The sequence below is a fragment of the Bacillus sp. MN7755 genome (assembly GCF_054771475.1).
The window spans coordinates 1-16,836 of record NZ_BTRL01000016.1 but is presented as its reverse complement, the minus strand read 5'-3'; the positions used below and the strand labels follow the sequence as shown (position 1 = coordinate 16,836).

At 33.8% G+C, this 16,836-nt stretch carries 11 protein-coding genes, 1 pseudogene and 1 other annotated feature; all 12 genes and pseudogenes read right to left on the bottom strand.

Going from position 1 to position 16,836, the window contains the following annotated elements; translation table 11 throughout:
* Positions 1–75: 75 nt before the first annotated feature.
* On the bottom strand, positions 76–1,245 hold the full coding sequence (locus ACYVEC_RS18940; protein ID WP_460507774.1) for an MFS transporter: 1,170 nt from the start codon (positions 1,243–1,245) through the stop codon (positions 76–78).
* A 43-nt stretch (positions 1,246–1,288) separates the two neighbouring features.
* Positions 1,289–2,059, bottom strand: coding sequence for a helix-turn-helix transcriptional regulator (locus ACYVEC_RS18935; RefSeq protein WP_460507771.1), 771 nt, complete (start codon positions 2,057–2,059; stop codon positions 1,289–1,291).
* A gap of 404 nt (positions 2,060–2,463) precedes the next feature.
* The gene (locus ACYVEC_RS18930) at positions 2,464–3,669 is read right to left on the bottom strand and encodes an MFS transporter (RefSeq protein WP_460507768.1); all 1,206 of its coding nucleotides are present in this window, start codon (positions 3,667–3,669) and stop codon (positions 2,464–2,466) included.
* Positions 3,670–3,761: 92 nt separating this feature from the next.
* Positions 3,762–4,655, bottom strand: coding sequence for a glucose-1-phosphate thymidylyltransferase RfbA (gene rfbA / locus ACYVEC_RS18925; protein WP_460507765.1), 894 nt, complete (start codon positions 4,653–4,655; stop codon positions 3,762–3,764).
* Positions 4,656–4,666: 11 nt separating this feature from the next.
* Positions 4,667–5,713, bottom strand: a complete 1,047-nt coding sequence (rfbB, locus tag ACYVEC_RS18920; RefSeq protein WP_460507762.1) for a dTDP-glucose 4,6-dehydratase — start codon at positions 5,711–5,713, stop codon at positions 4,667–4,669.
* A gap of 95 nt (positions 5,714–5,808) precedes the next feature.
* Entirely contained in the window at positions 5,809–8,052 is a 2,244-nt protein-coding gene (locus ACYVEC_RS18915; RefSeq protein ID WP_460507759.1) for a prenyltransferase/squalene oxidase repeat-containing protein, read from the bottom strand.
* A gap of 25 nt (positions 8,053–8,077) precedes the next feature.
* Complete coding sequence (locus ACYVEC_RS18910) at positions 8,078–9,316, bottom strand: glycosyltransferase (protein ID WP_460507756.1); 1,239 nt, start codon at positions 9,314–9,316, stop codon at positions 8,078–8,080.
* Positions 9,313–10,287, bottom strand: coding sequence for an acyltransferase (locus tag ACYVEC_RS18905; protein WP_460507753.1), 975 nt, complete (start codon positions 10,285–10,287; stop codon positions 9,313–9,315). The genes ACYVEC_RS18910 and ACYVEC_RS18905 overlap by 4 nt, the downstream gene beginning before the upstream one ends.
* 720 nt (positions 10,288–11,007) lie before the next feature.
* Positions 11,008–12,303 carry a 3-phosphoshikimate 1-carboxyvinyltransferase gene (gene aroA, locus ACYVEC_RS18900; RefSeq protein ID WP_460507750.1) on the bottom strand — a complete coding sequence of 432 codons (1,296 nt, stop codon included), beginning with the start codon at positions 12,301–12,303 and terminating at the stop codon, positions 11,008–11,010.
* A 14-nt stretch (positions 12,304–12,317) separates the two neighbouring features.
* Positions 12,318–13,490 carry a chorismate synthase gene (gene aroC, locus ACYVEC_RS18895; RefSeq protein WP_460507747.1) on the bottom strand — a complete coding sequence of 391 codons (1,173 nt, stop codon included), beginning with the start codon at positions 13,488–13,490 and terminating at the stop codon, positions 12,318–12,320.
* Between the two features lie 53 nt (positions 13,491–13,543).
* Positions 13,544–13,771 (bottom strand) — a binding site (T-box leader).
* Between the two features lie 321 nt (positions 13,772–14,092).
* Positions 14,093–14,176 (bottom strand): annotated as a pseudogene (locus ACYVEC_RS18890) (DUF3967 domain-containing protein); the annotation flags it as partial.
* 340 nt (positions 14,177–14,516) lie between these two features.
* Positions 14,517–16,073, bottom strand: coding sequence for a replication initiation protein RepS (gene repS / locus ACYVEC_RS18885; protein WP_460507744.1), 1,557 nt, complete (start codon positions 16,071–16,073; stop codon positions 14,517–14,519).
* Positions 16,074–16,836 lie beyond the last annotated feature (763 nt).

Below are 16,836 nucleotides of genomic sequence, written 5' to 3'. Positions count from 1 at the left end.
ATAATTATTGGATAAGAGAGAACATTGATTCACATATTAAAAACATTGATCAAAATCCCGAAGCACTAATTCCATTTAAGCTGCAGATGAATTTTTTCGTTCAGAAATTTTCGGAACTGCAATAATACCCGCACCGATTAATGTAATGATTATTCCAAAAGTAATAAGTGCCGGTAAAAGACCTACGATAGTTGATAATAAACCCACACCGATGGTTGGAATTGCCATTCCTGTGTAGCCAGCAAGATAATACGTAGATATAATACCCGGGCGTTCAGAAGGGTCTCCTAAGCTACCTGCTAATTGCATGCTAGCTTGAAATGTCCATCCGTTACCAATGGCTAAGATAATCATTCCAATAAATAATAAAATCATGTTTGCTGTTGATCCTGCCGTAATCGTAAGCCATGTTCCAATAAGCAATAAAACAATTCCAAATTGAATACGAAGAATGGTTTGACTTGGCCATGAAATATGTATTGCAATTGCTCCACCACTAAGAAAAGTAAGAAGTAATAAGCCAGACCAAGCTAGATTATTTGAGTGTAGAATAGTGTGAACAAGTGTTGGGATTAAAGAGATTACTACACCATTAAGAGCAAGCATCACAAATACAGCGGGGCAAACAAATATTATAAATAATGTTTGGGACGTTGAGGGGATTCCTAAACGAAATCGAATCGGGGTTTGCTCATTTGTCTTTTCGTTAGTAGGTGGCACGGTAAATAATAATCCTAGAGCCAACAATAACAGAACAAGTAGTACCACGTATGGAAAAGCTTCAGGAATAAACAAAGAATATTGGATGATTATCCCACAAAATGCTGGACCTAAACCGAACCCTAATAAGGTTGCCATACTGGAATAAGCGAGGGAACGTTTTATATATTGGGGTGGAGTATGGTGTAATAATAATGCATTACTTGTCCCCATAAAAGCTCCTAAAGCGATACCTTCAACTGCTCTTGCAAGATATAACATCCAAGGAGAAGTTGCTCCAACAAAAATTGCTGATGATACAAGAGCAAGAATGACCCCTACAGTTACAACCCATTTTGTTCCTTTTCTTTCAGCAAGAGACCCTGCTAGTAATAAAATGAGCAACATACCTGCTGCATAAATAGCAAACAATGCTGTAATAGCAAAATTGTTTAAACTATATTTCATTTGGTAAATTGGGAATAAGGGTGCTGGTATATTTGCACTGAACGCAATAATTCCTATAACCCATAAAATACGTTTCATAGTTATTTCCCTCCTCAGCTTTATTATATTGATATATCACACTTCAAATCTTGAATTTTGAAAAGAAATCCCCTTTGTTAAAAGTATTAGTTTTTGAGTAAATACGTTTTACATGTGTTCTTACAGTGTGAATAGATATTGAATTTATGCAAGCAATTTCTTCACAACTTGAATTGTTTAACCACTCATAAGCAATTTCTTTTTCACGTGAAGTCATATTATAATTATTAAATTTAGTAAATATCTCTTCTTTTTGAAAAACAGGACATAATTTAATCAATTTCCCCTCTATATTTTTAGAGAGCTGTTTCATCATTGGTATAGCGAATGTAGGATCTTCCATTTTGGGAAAAGTTAAATTCAGAAAACCAATAGTTCTGTTGCAGACCTGAATTGGCGTACAAACACATGAATATCGCCAAAATAAGTTTGACGTATGTTCACGTCCAACTACAATACTTATTTTATTGGTTTCTTTAGCAATACCAATTGCATTAACTCCAATGTGTAAAGTATTAAAAGAGGTCCCTACCTCAACATCCATATTATTTTTTATATTCAATACACTTAATACATAACCATGAGGTCCTGAAAATATAAACGAATGAGGACACGTAATATAATTACTTAAATACTCTAACTCATCATGAATTATAGAAAGAGGCTGATCCATATTTTTCAATAAATTGGTTAAATCCCCTTTGCTAAGTATATTTGAAGAATTATTATTCGTTGTAACATTTGTAATTTTATATTTTTTTCTAGTATCGGATCCATTACTCCAGCTCTTAAGTGAATTAGTTATTGTTGGCATACTATTAATCTCCATATAATTATTTTAGAATCTTATCTTCCTTGATCTTATGGATGTTGTTCTGTAGAGTTATTCTATGTTTACATCCCCCCTCATTCTCAATCCATTTTTTTAAGCCTGTGTATAGTAATTAAACTTTATTTTCGGCAAATGCTTCATAACTCCCCTCACCATTTTCATACAAATGTACAACTTTCGGTTTAAACGCCTCTGTATACATTCAGAATATTCCGTCTTTTTTCCACTACAGAAATATCCCCTTCAAGAGGCACAGTGTAATATTCCATATGAAGAATGTTACACTTTCTACTTAGAGGGGATAATTCCAATAATAGGTAATTATTGATTTGCACACTAAACGTATTTAATATCGCTAATTTGTGAATGGTTCCCGAGATACACCATTATGTAATTTTTCTTCCCGCTATTTTTTCAACCTCTTTACTCACAGAAACATCTCCCGATTTAGTAAGTACACCACTTGTAATAAATAAGATTAAAGATAGTAAGAACATAGCAGTTGTAAAGAAACCTATAGCTGCAAAGCCACCATATGTACCATATAATATACCACCAATATATCCCCCAATAGTTGTGCCACTATACATTACAGTATTAGATAGGGAGGCAATAGTTCCACGTGCTGTAGAGGATAAGGACTGTAGGAGACTCATTAACAGCGGGAAAATCATCCCTGTGAATAAGAACATTAATAAAAATGTAACTTCCACCATTAGAATGTTGGGTAAATATGCCAATACACTATAAAAAACACTTAAAATTATCATGCCATAAATAAGGGATGACAATTCCCCGATTTTTTGTATAACATTTGCACCTAATAAGCTCCCTAAAGTATTCCCTAAACCTAGTATTAACATTGCTGTTCCAACTTGAGAGACACTGAAATGATAATCATCAGATAACCAAGTCCCTAAAAAAGAAAATGCACAAAAATTTCCTAGTTGAAAAATAAAATATGCAAAAAAAGTCTTTCGAACTTTAGAAGAACTAAGAAGTCCTTGATAATTTTTAAATATAGATGTTTTATTTTCTTTTTCAGTTGGTTGTATACTTGGAACCAACAAGAAAGTCGGTATTAATAATAATAGAGAAAAAATTGAAATTATAAAAAATGGTGTATTCCAATTTATTGATGCTAAATAGCTTCCAATAGGAATACCTAGCATTTGAGAAACTGACAAACCTGCTGTTGCAATTCCCATTCCACGAAGAACTTTATTCGGTGGTAACAATATAGGAATTGATGCCCAAACTTGTGGCGTTAAAAATGCTGCACTGACACCAGATAAAAATCTAAAAATAAGCATTAATTCAAACGAGGATGCTAAACCGCATAAAAATGTAAAAATTGAAAACGAAAATAACCCAAAAATCATTACCTTTTTGCGGTTAAAACCATCGGAAATAGGACCCGCAATTAATGCAAATAGTGCATAACCTAATGCATACGCGCTTACTAACCATCCTGATAACTCTACTGTTACATCATATTTTTCTCGTAAACTAGGAAGTAAGGGAGAGATAAGGAAAGTATCAGTTCCAATAACAAACATAATTAAAAAAAACACAGCCATAATTTTCTTCATACATACACTTCCTTAATTCATTTAATTTAAAACAACAACCATGTCTCTTTACTCAAAAAAGATATAGTTGTTGTTTAAATTAAATAAAATTATTATACAAGTATAGGAGATTTCCTTAACTCACTTTGAATTAATTGCTTTACATATAATTGATAGGTACTATTAGGCATGCATTGAATTGAATTTTCTAATTCGCTTAAAGTAATATAACCCATACGGTAGGCAATTTCTTCTATACAAGCGATTTTATACCCTTGTCTCTGTTCAATCGTTCCTACATAATTGCTAGCTGCTAATAAACTCTGTGGGGTCCCAGTGTCTAACCAAGCACTTCCACGTCCAATGATATTTACTTTCAATTCATTTTGCTTTAGATATTCTATATTTACATCTGTAATTTCTAATTCTCCACGTGCAGACGGCTTTAAATTTTTAGCAATTTCAATTACATTATTATCATAAAAATAAATACCTGGCACTGCATAGTTAGATTTTGGAGTAACTGGCTTTTCTTCCAAACTTTTCACCATGAAATTCTCATCAAATTCTACGACACCGTAACGCTCAGGATCATTTACTCGATAACCAAAAACAATTGCACCTTCATCAACTTGCGCACATTGCTTTAAAATAGTGGAGAATCCATCACCATAAAAAATATTATCTCCTAGGATTAAACAAACATTGTCCTCACCAATAAACTCCTCAGCTAGCAAGAAAGCTTGTGCAATTCCAGCAGGTTTTTCCTGAACTTGATAAATAATAGAAATTCCAAGATGGGAGCCATCCCCTAATAATTTTTTATAAAGTTCAATATCATGAGGAGTAGAAATAAGCATTATTTCTTGAATTCCTGCTAACATGAGTGTGGAAAGTGGATAGTAAATCATTGGTTTATCATATACACACATTAAGTGCTTACTCGCCACATTAGTAAGTGGATATAACCTTGTACCATTACCACCAGCCAAAAGAATTCCTTTCACTGTAAATCCCCCTATCGATTGATGTAATTTTTATTAATCCAATTTTGATAATCATCTTTTAAAACACTTTGAATCCATTGTTCATTTTCTAAATACCAATTGACTGTTTTGCGTAAACCAGTATCAAAAGTCTCCTTTGGAAACCATCCTAATTCCTTTTGAACTTTAGTAGGGTCAATAGCATAGCGATAATCATGACCTGGACGATCTTTTACATAAGTAATTAATTCTAAATATTTTTGAATATTTTCACCAGTATATTCGCTAATAATTTGACAAAGTGTTTTAACAACTTCTATATTGTTCCGCTCGTTATTGCCGCCTATATTATATGTCTCTCCACGTTTTCCTTTTTCAATAACAGCCCAAATCGCTTCACAATGATCTATAACATATAACCAATCTCTTACATTCTCACCTTTACCATAAATAGGGATTTCTTTACCCCTTAATAGGTTTTGGATTACAAGTGGAATAAGCTTTTCTGGAAATTGAAATGGACCATAGTTATTAGAACAGTTTGTTATTGTAATTGGTAAACCATATGTTTGATGATATGCTCGAACTAAATGATCACTACTAGCTTTAGATGCTGAATACGGACTACTTGGTGAATATGGCGTTTTTTCTGTGAAAAAACCATCCTTTTCTAAAGTACCGAACACTTCATCCGTACTAACATGATGAAACAATTTATCTTCGAAAGATTCCCAATTTTTACGACATACCTCTAACAGGTTAAAAGTACCAATAATATTTGTTTCAATAAATTCTTTAGGACCTTTAATGCTACGATCCACATGACTTTCTGCAGCAAAATGTATAATTCTATCTGGCTGAAATTCATTAAAAACATGTTCAACTTCTTCTAATTTAGAAATATCTATTTTTCTGAAGTGGTAATTATCTTTATTCTCAATCTCTTTCAAACTCTGTAAATTCCCAGCATAAGTTAAACTATCAATGTTTATAAATGTATGCTGTGGAAATTGAGTTACAAAATGATTTAAGAAATTTGAACCTATAAAACCAGCTCCACCTGTAATTAAATAAATCATAAGTCCTCCTAATTACGATTTGATTTTTTAAACTTGGTCCCATCGTATTACTATAAGATGGGACCAGAAATCCGCTCACAAAATCTCAATTTTTATCAAGTAATAATAGCAACCCAATATGGATTCAGAGAACGTTCTAGCATATAGGAGGCTTGAATACTAATAAAACCTTCATCTGTTGTATCAGAAGGTGTTCCTTCTACACGTGAAAAACCGCCATCTGGCCCTTGATGATTTGCAATCCACTCTTTACATTTTTCTACGTCTGGTGGTAATTCACCTAACATGTAAAGAGCTGCTATAGCACAGTAGCTTCCTACAAAGCTCATTGTGTCCGAATAACCTGGTTTATATAAGAATCCACCCTGATCGGTTTGACAATCTTGTAACCACTTAATAGTTTTATTACTATTTGGTGGTTGTTTCCCTAATGCTACTAATGTACCCACTGCTCTGAAAGTAGAGAAAGTATCGGATATTGAACCCGGTTGAACGGCATAGGATCCATCTTCTTTTTGACAAGCACAAACATAGGCAATACATGCATCCACATCATCTGGTTCTACGCCTAATACATGAAGAGCTAATACACCTAGATTTGTATGCCATACATCACTTGGGAATCCTGGTGCATTTCCAAATCCGCCATCTGAATTTTGGCAACTTTTTAGATAAGCGATACATTTCTCTTTATTTGGAAGCGGTTGTTTTACAATAAATGCTGAAATAATTACACAGTAAGTTGTAAATACTTCACTCGGATGATTTGGTTGCTCTCCAAACCCTCCATCTGGATTTTGGCTAGAGAAAATACTATCAGCTAGTAACTCTGCGCCCTCTATTTCCATATCAAGTACTGCTAAATCAGAAAGAACATGCATAGCAGAAAAGTTCTGATTAGATGTATCAGATCTAAATCCTAGCGGCGAACGATACGCAGTTAGGCCATATGCCGGACCAGCTTTTGTAGAACGAGACCACTCAAGGTATTTAGGGATGTTAAGTTTTAACTCTTTAATTGGCTCAGCAATTGTAGTTAATTCATGTTTTATAGGTGTTTTTTCCAACTGAACAGCCGGGTATGTTAAATCTTCTGCTAATTCAAAAACATCAACATCATTCTTTTTTGCCAATGACATTGCAAGCAATACTAATGATTGTGTTTTTGCCTGCTTTTGATGTAAAGGAACGTATGCAGTATTACCAGCATGGAAAGCTCCTGGTGTATGTTGTGGAACCATTATATGACGAATAAGTGGTGCAGTTGGATCTAATGGTGTAGAAAAGAAATTACCTTGTCCTAGGAATATACCGCCATTATTTCGATCCACAAATTTATAAATTTCTTGTGCTAAATCTTTAATTACTGCTTGATACTTTTGCTCAGTATGCAAATTTAATTGCGAGATTGCTAATAATAATAATGCTTGGTCTGAAATCAGTTTAATGGGAAATGGTGAGAAATCATTATTATAGTACGCTTGTACTGCCTCTACCTTGACCATTCCATCAATATTTGCTTTGTTCCAATAACCACCTAATGATGGGTGTTTCATATATTTTAAAATAAATATCAACATATCTTCTGCGAAAGATATTAAACTTTTATCATTAATTAAATATTGAACTTTAGTGATTGCATAAATTGCTAGTGACATTGATTCTGTTTGCTTACCAGCAGATTTCCATGGTTTACCATCACCAGATAGCATAGTATAAGCTCCACCATATTCAAAATCCACAAAATTGTTTAATTCCACAACCATTTCTTCTAATAACCCTTGGTATAATGAATTATTAGATATCGAATACGCTTTCTCTAAAGCCAGCATAGTATAAGCTACTGTTTTTAAATCTCTTCTATAATCAATAATCTCTTCCCAGTCACGAGATAATCTACGCGGGAAACCATTTTTTATATAAAAGATTGAACATGTTTCTAACAACTTATAACCATCTTTTAATAAGTTTTCATCCTTTAGAACATCCGCCGCCTCTAGTAACGCCCAAGCTGTTAGGACTTGTACTGCAGGTGTTCTTACCCAGCCCGGACCATGAGGTTGCCAAAATCGATCCGTTAATTCAATAAATCCAATGTATTCTTTATCTTTCATATAGCCAAAAACACTTACAAGCTCTTTAATCTCATCGTGTAAATGCTCTCTTTCTGAAGATTGACAAAGAGAAAGAATACTAAGTGCTTGATCTTCTAATTGTTTATCATCACAAATAATTTCTTTATCTCCATCAAGGGCTGTAAAGAAACCATTGTATTCACTATCTCTTAAATTATCCGTTAAGAATCTTTCTATTGAATGATTTGCTACTGATTGCGTCATCAAATTTTCATCCTTTCGGTTCTATTTAAACTGTAACAAGATTTTTTTCTTGTATTGCTTCTAGTACATTTAAAATATGATTAGCAGCCTTTGCTGCTCCATTAACACCCGGAGCGATTTTTTCATATTTTTCAAGCAAAGTAGTAACCGCTTCTTCATTTTGTATTAAAGTCTCTACTTTTTTAATCAATTCTGGCAGGTTACCACCATAATTTGTTTCAAATCCTAATTTTTGTAATCTATCATAGGCTTCAGACTCATGATATTCTTTGTAAGATGCAAGACAGAAAATTGCAGGAACTTTAAGGCTCGCTACTTCCGTAACAGTAATCCATCCTGGATGTGCCAATAAAACTGATGCTTCTTGTAATAATGGAATCCAATTTGGCAAATAAGGAATAGAATGAATTCCCTCTGGTACCTCCATCTCACTTCTACCTAAAAGTACCATTTCTAAATCATTTTGCTTAGATTTCATTTCAGAAAATAATTGAATAAACGCATCTAGTAATAATTTTTTATTTTCTTCAAACATTGTTGTACCACTAACAGTTGCGACAATAATTGGCCCATTACCTAATCCTAGTTCTTTACGAATTTCATTACTAGATAGTTGATTTGGACGAATCATTGGTCCCACAAAATGAGCTTTCTGATTTTGTAAATATTGTTCCATAAAACTACCCTGATCCATCTCTTTAACATAAGGCTTGTCTGTTAGAATTAAATCTATATTTTTACACATTTGACCAAAAAGTTGATTTAATGTTTCGCGCGCTTGATCCATTTCATCTGATGAAACTTCAAAACCACCCTCAAACAGTTTTTCATTTGGTACATCTACAAGTGTAAAATTATAACGTTCTGTTACAAATACATTTTTTAAATTAAGATTAATCGCTGCTAAAGTAGCGTTAATATTATAATCACTCACTACGACATCAGGCTTATATTCATTAAATAAGTTCATGTATTTTAATATCTTATTTCCATTGTAGAAAGTATCTACAAAATAATCCTTAATCATTGTATTCCAATTAAGATTATCTGAAAGATGTGATTTCTTTGAATAATCCACCAAATCATTAGGATTAAAATTTACTACTTTCACACCAATTTCATCAAACATAGTGGTAAATACATTTTGAAGTGAGGCTAAAAATACTACAACTTCTTCACTTGATTGTTGTTTTAACTCCCTTGCAATTGCATACATTCTCATATTATGCCCAGTGCCTGTTGGATTTGGAACCAGTGCGATCATGTATTAATTTCCTCCTTTTTTAAATGACCATAATGTATTTCTTTGGGTGCTACATCTTTAAGAATTAAGGAATTTGGTTGAATTATTGCACCATCACCAATCCTTACCCCGCCTAAAATAAAGCTTCCATCGCCAATAATGACATTCTCACCAATAGTTACAGGCATAAATAACATTGGTAAAGACTGAAATCGATAATTATGGCTGGTTGTAACAATGTGAACATTTTTCCCTATTATAGTATTATTACCAATACTAATTTTCCCGCCACCTTCTAGAATGGAAAAATCCCCAATGCTTACGTTAGTTCCCATTGAAATTCCACCATTAGTAATTACAGTTTTATTTGTGTCAACCATGCTTTTACCTATTGCGATAACAGAATTCCCAAATGATGCTCTACTTTCAATATTAAAAGTTGCATCTAAGAAACAGTTTTGGCCATAGGTTGATGATGATAAACTTAATAGTTTTTCTTTAAATTGAATATGTTCGCTACCATTTTTAAAGTTGTTATATTCCAAAATTTCAATTATTTCATTCTCGATTTGTTCTTGAAGCTGTATTTTTTTTTGTTTTAAGAAACTTTTAAATTCAGGGCTCTTATCTCTTATAAACTCTCTTCTTTTTATCACTTTGGCTGGTCTTCCAATTGCAATTGAATTCGGAGGTATATCTTCTGTAACAATAGCTCCAGCTCCAATTACACTCCCGTGACCAATAGATACACCATCGGAAATAATAACTTGTGCACCAATCCACGTTTGTGCTCCAATATGTACGCGCTTACCATCGTTTCTACCAATAATAGATTTTGAAGCAATTTGACATCCTTCATCTATACTTGCGTTATACACTTGAGAACGAAAACCAATAAATACATTTTCTTTAATAATAGAATTTATTAAATTATTATCTCTACGTATCCATGAATTATTAAATACTTTGGTATTAATTATATTAGTTCCCATTTCGATTAAAGGATATTCTGAATCAGTTAGAAAAGATATAAAATCATTAAAATTTCTTACAATATTATTAATCTATATCGCTCCTCTCCCTACAACATCATATTACTCTATATATATATAATCGTCTTGAAGAAAGCGTTAAGATATAACTTAAAGTTTATTTAGAATTGGTTAAAAAATACATTTTTATATAATCCCCATTCCAAGGATATACTTATATAGGAGAGTATTCATCATGAGTTACTACTAAAATCTTCTCATGAGTATTAAGTAGAAAAATAAGGTTCTGCTGCAAAGGCTCTATAGTTCTTGCAAGTAATCTCCTAAACTTGGACATACTGATACTAGTATTCTAAAAAAGGATGTGATTGGTACATAAAAGCAAAATCTATTTAAGTGAAAACAGTATCAATCAGCAGTTTGGATTAACTGCTTAACAGGTGATTCCATTAGGAATCCTTGATTCTTTTTATTTATCATCTTTTTGCATCAGAACCGTTTAAAACATCCTATTCACTGAAGAAATACTATAATTACACTATATTTGCTGTTTTTTTTTGACATAAAAACAGCCCTTTAGATTCTCATATCTAAAGGGCTGTTACGCTGCAGCTTTATTAACAACGGTACATCTTTATTTCAAATTTACATAATAAATAATCAAAGGAATAATTTTTTTACGCTACAATTGTATGATACTTTATATCAAAATGACGGATTCTATTGTTCATGTTGTATTTTACTTAATTCTTTAAAAAAATTAGGATATGAAACAGCAACCGCCTCAGTCTCTTCAATTATTGTTTTACCTTCAGCAATAGTGCCCGCAATTCCAAGCATCATACCTATTCTATGATCACCATGACTTTTTACTATATTACCCTGTAAAAGGGATTTACCGTATATAATCATGCCATCATTTGTTGCTTCTATATTCGCTCCTAATTTTGCTAACTCATTCACCACTGTATCGATACGATTCGTTTCTTTCACTTTTAGCTCGTGTGCATCTTTAATGACTGTAATACCTTCTGCTTGTGTTGCCGCTAAGGCGATAATTGGTATTTCATCAATTAAACTTGGTATAATATCTCCACCAATTTCAATTCCCTTTAGTGAAGATGTTTCAATTATAATGTTTGCAGCAGGCTCTGGTGCATTTTCATTAATTGGCTCTATAGTAAACGTAGCACCCATTCTCTCAAGAACATTTATAATACCTGTACGAGTTGGATTCATTCCTACATTTTGGAGTAATAGTTTACTATTTGGAGTAATTGCTCCCGCTACTAAAAAAAATGCCGCTGATGATACATCACCTGGGACTTGAACATCTGTTCCAGTTAACTTTTGTCCTCCTTGTAGTTTCACGGTTTTCCCTTCACGAGTTACTGTAACCCCGAACGCCTCAAGCATTCTTTCAGTATGATCTCGTGAAATATGGGGTTCTTTAATTTTTGTTATACCTTCAGCACTCAACCCAGCAAGCAAAATAGCTGACTTCACCTGCGCACTTGCGACAGGTGATGCATATTGAATCGCTTTTAAATCTCCACCACGTATTGTGAGCGGTGTAAACGTTCCTTCTTCTCGTCCATCTATATTTGCCCCCATTTGTTTCAATGGACCTGTTACACGATTCATCGGTCTATTTGCGATAGAAACATCACCTTGTACACATGAAAGAAATGATGCATTCGCAAGTATTCCTGACATTAATCGAATCGTTGTACCAGAATTACCAACGTTTAATACCGCTTTCGGTTCTTGTAATCCTTTTAATCCTTTTCCAATCACCGTAACTTCGTCCCCATTTTGCGTAATCTCTACTCCCATTTCTTTAAAACAAGAAATGGTACTTAAACAATCCGCACCAGAAAGAAATCCTTTAATTGTTGTTTTTCCTTCTGCAATTGCGCCAAACATGACAGCACGATGCGAAATTGATTTATCGCCAGGAATTGTTATTGTACCTTTTAGTCCATTTTTAACAGGCTGTATTGTTTGTTGTTTCATATATTATCCCTCTTTTAAAATTTCTTTGCATACTTTTTATGAAACTTAATATTTTGTTCAATTAAGTCCATACGATCTTTTCCGAATTGTTCGACTAGCGCATCTGCAAGTTCCCATGCCACAACAGATTCAGCTACTACACCTGCTGCTGGTACTGCGCAACTATCAGATCTTTCAATACTCGCTTGGAACACTTCTTTCGTATCAATATCAACACTTGCTAACGGTTTATATAATGTAGGAATTGGCTTCATTACACCTCTTACGACAATTGGCATACCTGTTGTCATACCGCCTTCTAAACCGCCGGCATAATTCGTTTTTCTCGTGTATCCTTTTTCTTCATCCCACAGAATTTCATCGTGCACTTTACTTCCTGGCTGTCTTGCCGCTTCAAAACCAACGCCAATTTCAGCGCCCTTAAATGCATTAATACTCATAATCGCACCAGCAAGTTTTGCATCTAATTTACGATCGTAATGAACGTAACTACCAACGCCAATTGGCATACCTTCTGCAATGACTTCCACGATACCACCGATTGAATCCCCACTACTTTTTGCGTTATCAATCGCATCCATCATTTCTTGTTCTACTTCTTTATCTAAACATCGAACAGGTGAGTTTTCAGTAAGCGTTTGAATTTCTTCTATCGATAACTGAGTAATATGCTTCGATTTTACTCCGCCAATTTCAAGTACATGTCCTGCGATTTTCACACCTAATTCTTTCAATATTTGTTTCGCTATAGCACCAGCCGCAACTCTTACTGTCGTTTCCCTTGCTGAAGAGCGCTCTAATACGTTTCTTATATCACGATGGCCATATTTAATTGCCCCGTTTAAATCCGCATGTCCTGGACGTGGTTTCGTAATTGTTCGTTTCATTTCTTTACTTTCTTGCCCTGAAATTGGTTCTGCTCCCATTACTTTCGTCCAATGTTTGAAATCATCATTTTTTACGATTAGCGTAATTGGTGATCCCAGCGTCATTCCGTGACGTACACCACTTACAATTTCAACTGTATCTGTTTCAATTTGCATACGTCTTCCACGCCCATGCCCTTTTTGTCTTCTTAATAATTCTTTATTAATATGTTCCGCCGTTAATGTTAAACCTGCAGGTACACCTTCTAAAATAACTGTTAACTGCGGACCATGTGATTCTCCAGCCGTAATGTATCTCATTTCTCTTACCCCTTTATTATTTTTTTGTACAAAAAAGTCCCTACTGAGCGCTCAGTAGGGACGATGTTTATCGCGGTACCACCCTAGTTGTAGACTAAATTTCCATCTACCTCTCTTCTTCTTTAACAATCAATTAACCGTCTTTCCCCCGCAACTACTTTCATGACGAGAAGGATACTCCAAGGCTGTAATTCATGCTTAACTTTGTACTGGTTCACACCGACCATCAGTTCTCTTTAACAGTGAGATAAATACTACCGTTCCCTCTTCAGCGCATAAATATAAACTTCTATTTCAAAAAAACGATAGAGCATGAACTACTCACCACTTAGCAAATCTTTCATCATTCTGAGCGTTACAACCCTAAATTTCCAACGCTTGGACGCTCCTTTGGTACGGTTGATATTTTACACAGGAACCGAATGGCTTGGTTTTCTATTTTATTCCTGCAACCTCATATATCAAATTATCAAGGAACTTCATATAGCTAGTTTATCAAAATCAACTCCTACAGTATAGTCGCATTTTATGAAAAACATCCGATTTAAACTCGACCTCAAAACTTCCACCAAGATATCCCCTTAGATTAATTTGTTCCTTTAATCTATACGATTATCTAGTCTCTTTTCCATTTCTAATAGTTTTGCTTGCTGTACTTTATTAATTTCTTCTATCATAGCGCTATATTATTGTTGAAATTTTACCTTTTACTAAATCATCATGATTTAGTAGCTTTATATTTACAGTAGTCCCCCTCACAAATACATAAGAGTGTCTGTAACGCCCTCTACTATCACCATCTATAGAATAATTTTTTTACCTAAAGTAAGCACCACCAAGAGACTAATTTTCTAGGAAACCTTTATAAATTTCACATACCATAATGAGTAGTTATCCCTAGTAGGGAAAGACTAAACTCCAAGAATAAGAGAAACTTAAACTAAGTAATGCTGTAACGCTATAGCTAGCTGACCGAGCCATGTATCGTAGATATAATAATGTGTTGGCACAGTGGACAATTAAAAATTAACCAGCTGGTAGCCCTTCGGTTAGGCTATATGATACTGTTTCTTCTGCCATAGCGCTATTGTTTTTTTCTTGTAGTAATATATTATCCATTTGGGGAAACAGCTCGTTTAAATAGCTTAAATAACTCTCTCTTTTTTGTCCTTTTTCACATAACGCAAATGAAATTAACATGCCAATTGTTGAAAAACCTGTTTTTGCAGTTTTTCCTTTCCCTTTAACAGTCTTATATATTTTATTGCTCTTTTTCAGGACAGTGTTTAGGGTGCTTCTAGGAATATTAATCGCTTCACATAGTTCTTTTTGTGTAAAGTATAGTACAGGTTTGTTTTTCGAATTCATCGACAGGAAAGCAATAATATCCGCTTCCCACTCATGCCAATGAGAACGTACTCGATCCTCACGTTGCTTCTTGTGTTTTCTCCAAAATGCAGCTGGTAATCTAAACGAATTAACTTGTCCAGGTGTCGCATATGTTTGAAGTAGACGATCAATATAATCTTTGTGTGCAGCCTGGTATTTTCCTGAATATGCAGACATGACAATCCCTCTAACCTCAGCATGATCTAAAGGTTGTTCCAGGTTACTATTAAACTGATCCATCATATCTAGTGTCTCTTTAATTAATACTTCACTTTGAAAACATGCTAATGAAAGAGTGAAAATTGCATTATTGCGTCCTGCTTTTGTTTGTTGTGGCGCTATATTCGTACAATTTATTATTTGCTTAAACCATGCTTCTTCTACCTGTTTCGGTTGCTCTACAGGTTTGTTTCTCGAAAATGGAGTTTCAATTACGTTATTTTCACCTGGAATTACGGAAAATTCTTTGCCTTTGTTATCATCTTGTCTCTTACTCCAATCCTGCAGCTCTTTGAAAGAATATACATTTTCCTCAAAGAACATAATGATATTCTCTTCTGAAGGCATTCTGAAGAATCCAAAGTGATTACATGTTAAATCTACTTGTGGTAGGCTTTCAGCAAACATTTCTCTCAAGTTTTGAGAGATTCTTTTTGCTGATTTAATAGCGATATAGTTCTTTTTATTTGTTACATATACAGCTTTATCTAGCACATAATATACTTGGTAACCCTTTGTAGTTTGAAGGATCATAGTCGGCACACCAAAACCAGCATTTAAAGCAACATCGTTAATCGCTGTCATTGGGAATGACTTTGAATCAATATCAATTACGAAACAATTAATTTGCTGTAAGTTCTTTTCCGTATGCCCAACAATTGTACGAAGACCATTTTCGCTATATGTACCAAAATTATATACATTAGGAGTCCAGTGAGAAGCTTGTCCAACATGATCCAGTGTAGCTTCCTCAGATGATAATACTACTCCTCTTGTACCAAAAGGTGCGCTTAAATCAGCTTTTTTACGAGTGATAAATATAGAACCTTTTTTATTCTTCTTACCATTCAGCATTTTGTCTTCAAATTTCTCTTGTTTTGTAATAGATACTAGAGCAGCTTTTGAATTTTTAGATTTATATTTTCGTAAACCTTTATGAAGTATAAGATTAATAGCTTTCTGTACTGTATTCATGTTGGATCTCCTTTCTACTAGATTTAATACAACAAAAAAGGTGAGCAGTTATATCACTGCTCACCTAAATAAATAGACTTCCCGAATTGTATAAAAAGGCAGAAAAAACCATAATTAAATACGCTTATAGATGCACTTAAATAAGGGTTTCTATCTTTACAAATCTACACTAATTAACTATACTAATAGGAGATATTTCATATCTCAATAACATAGTTAACTAGAACGGTTTGGGAAGTTTACTCACTGATAGAGCAGTGACGTAAATGGAATACAAGATGTTTCCAGCAAATTGTATTCACCAAGAAGTAGAAATGTTTCCAGCAGATCTACTTCCTCTGTCTATGAGATTTCCAGTCTCATAGACAGCCGTTCTTTTTTATTTGTTTTTTGTGTTTATGTGTCTTATATATCCTACTAATTCTTCCGAATTTTTTATGTATATTATCAAACTAAATTGAATTGCGTTGAGAAAACTTGTTGTCTATAACGTTACAACAAGTTTTTTTGTTTGTAAACAAAGAATTTCAACAAAACTTCTTTCATTTACACAAGTTCACATGTGTAAATGTGAACTTGTGTAAATACCCCTTATCCGCTTTCGTTCTATTATTTAAACGAAAAATATTAAACTTAATTTTACACTTGTGTAAATGTCCACAAGTGTAAATGTGTAAAAAAATAATCATATCATCCTATCACAAACCCATTATATCAGCGTTTCTCTTTTGTTCGTGAACTTGTGTAAATGTGGACATGTGTA

What these genes read in the sequence shown, in the direction of transcription:
- ACYVEC_RS18930 (WP_460507768.1), bottom strand. Translation starts at nt 3,669, where the DNA reads ATGAAGAAAATTATGGCTGTGTTTTTTTTAATTATGTTTGTTATTGGA.
- rfbB (WP_460507762.1), bottom strand. Translation starts at nt 5,713, where the DNA reads ATGATTTATTTAATTACAGGTGGAGCTGGTTTTATAGGTTCAAATTTC.
- ACYVEC_RS18905 (WP_460507753.1), bottom strand. Translation starts at nt 10,287, where the DNA reads ATGGGAACTAATATAATTAATACCAAAGTATTTAATAATTCATGGATA.
- aroA (WP_460507750.1), bottom strand. Translation starts at nt 12,303, where the DNA reads ATGAAACAACAAACAATACAGCCTGTTAAAAATGGACTAAAAGGTACA.
- ACYVEC_RS18940 (WP_460507774.1), bottom strand. Translation starts at nt 1,245, where the DNA reads ATGAAACGTATTTTATGGGTTATAGGAATTATTGCGTTCAGTGCAAAT.
- ACYVEC_RS18935 (WP_460507771.1), bottom strand. Translation starts at nt 2,059, where the DNA reads ATGCCAACAATAACTAATTCACTTAAGAGCTGGAGTAATGGATCCGAT.
- ACYVEC_RS18915 (WP_460507759.1), bottom strand. Translation starts at nt 8,052, where the DNA reads ATGACGCAATCAGTAGCAAATCATTCAATAGAAAGATTCTTAACGGAT.
- ACYVEC_RS18910 (WP_460507756.1), bottom strand. Translation starts at nt 9,316, where the DNA reads ATGATCGCACTGGTTCCAAATCCAACAGGCACTGGGCATAATATGAGA.
- aroC (WP_460507747.1), bottom strand. Translation starts at nt 13,490, where the DNA reads ATGAGATACATTACGGCTGGAGAATCACATGGTCCGCAGTTAACAGTT.
- repS (WP_460507744.1), bottom strand. Translation starts at nt 16,073, where the DNA reads ATGAATACAGTACAGAAAGCTATTAATCTTATACTTCATAAAGGTTTA.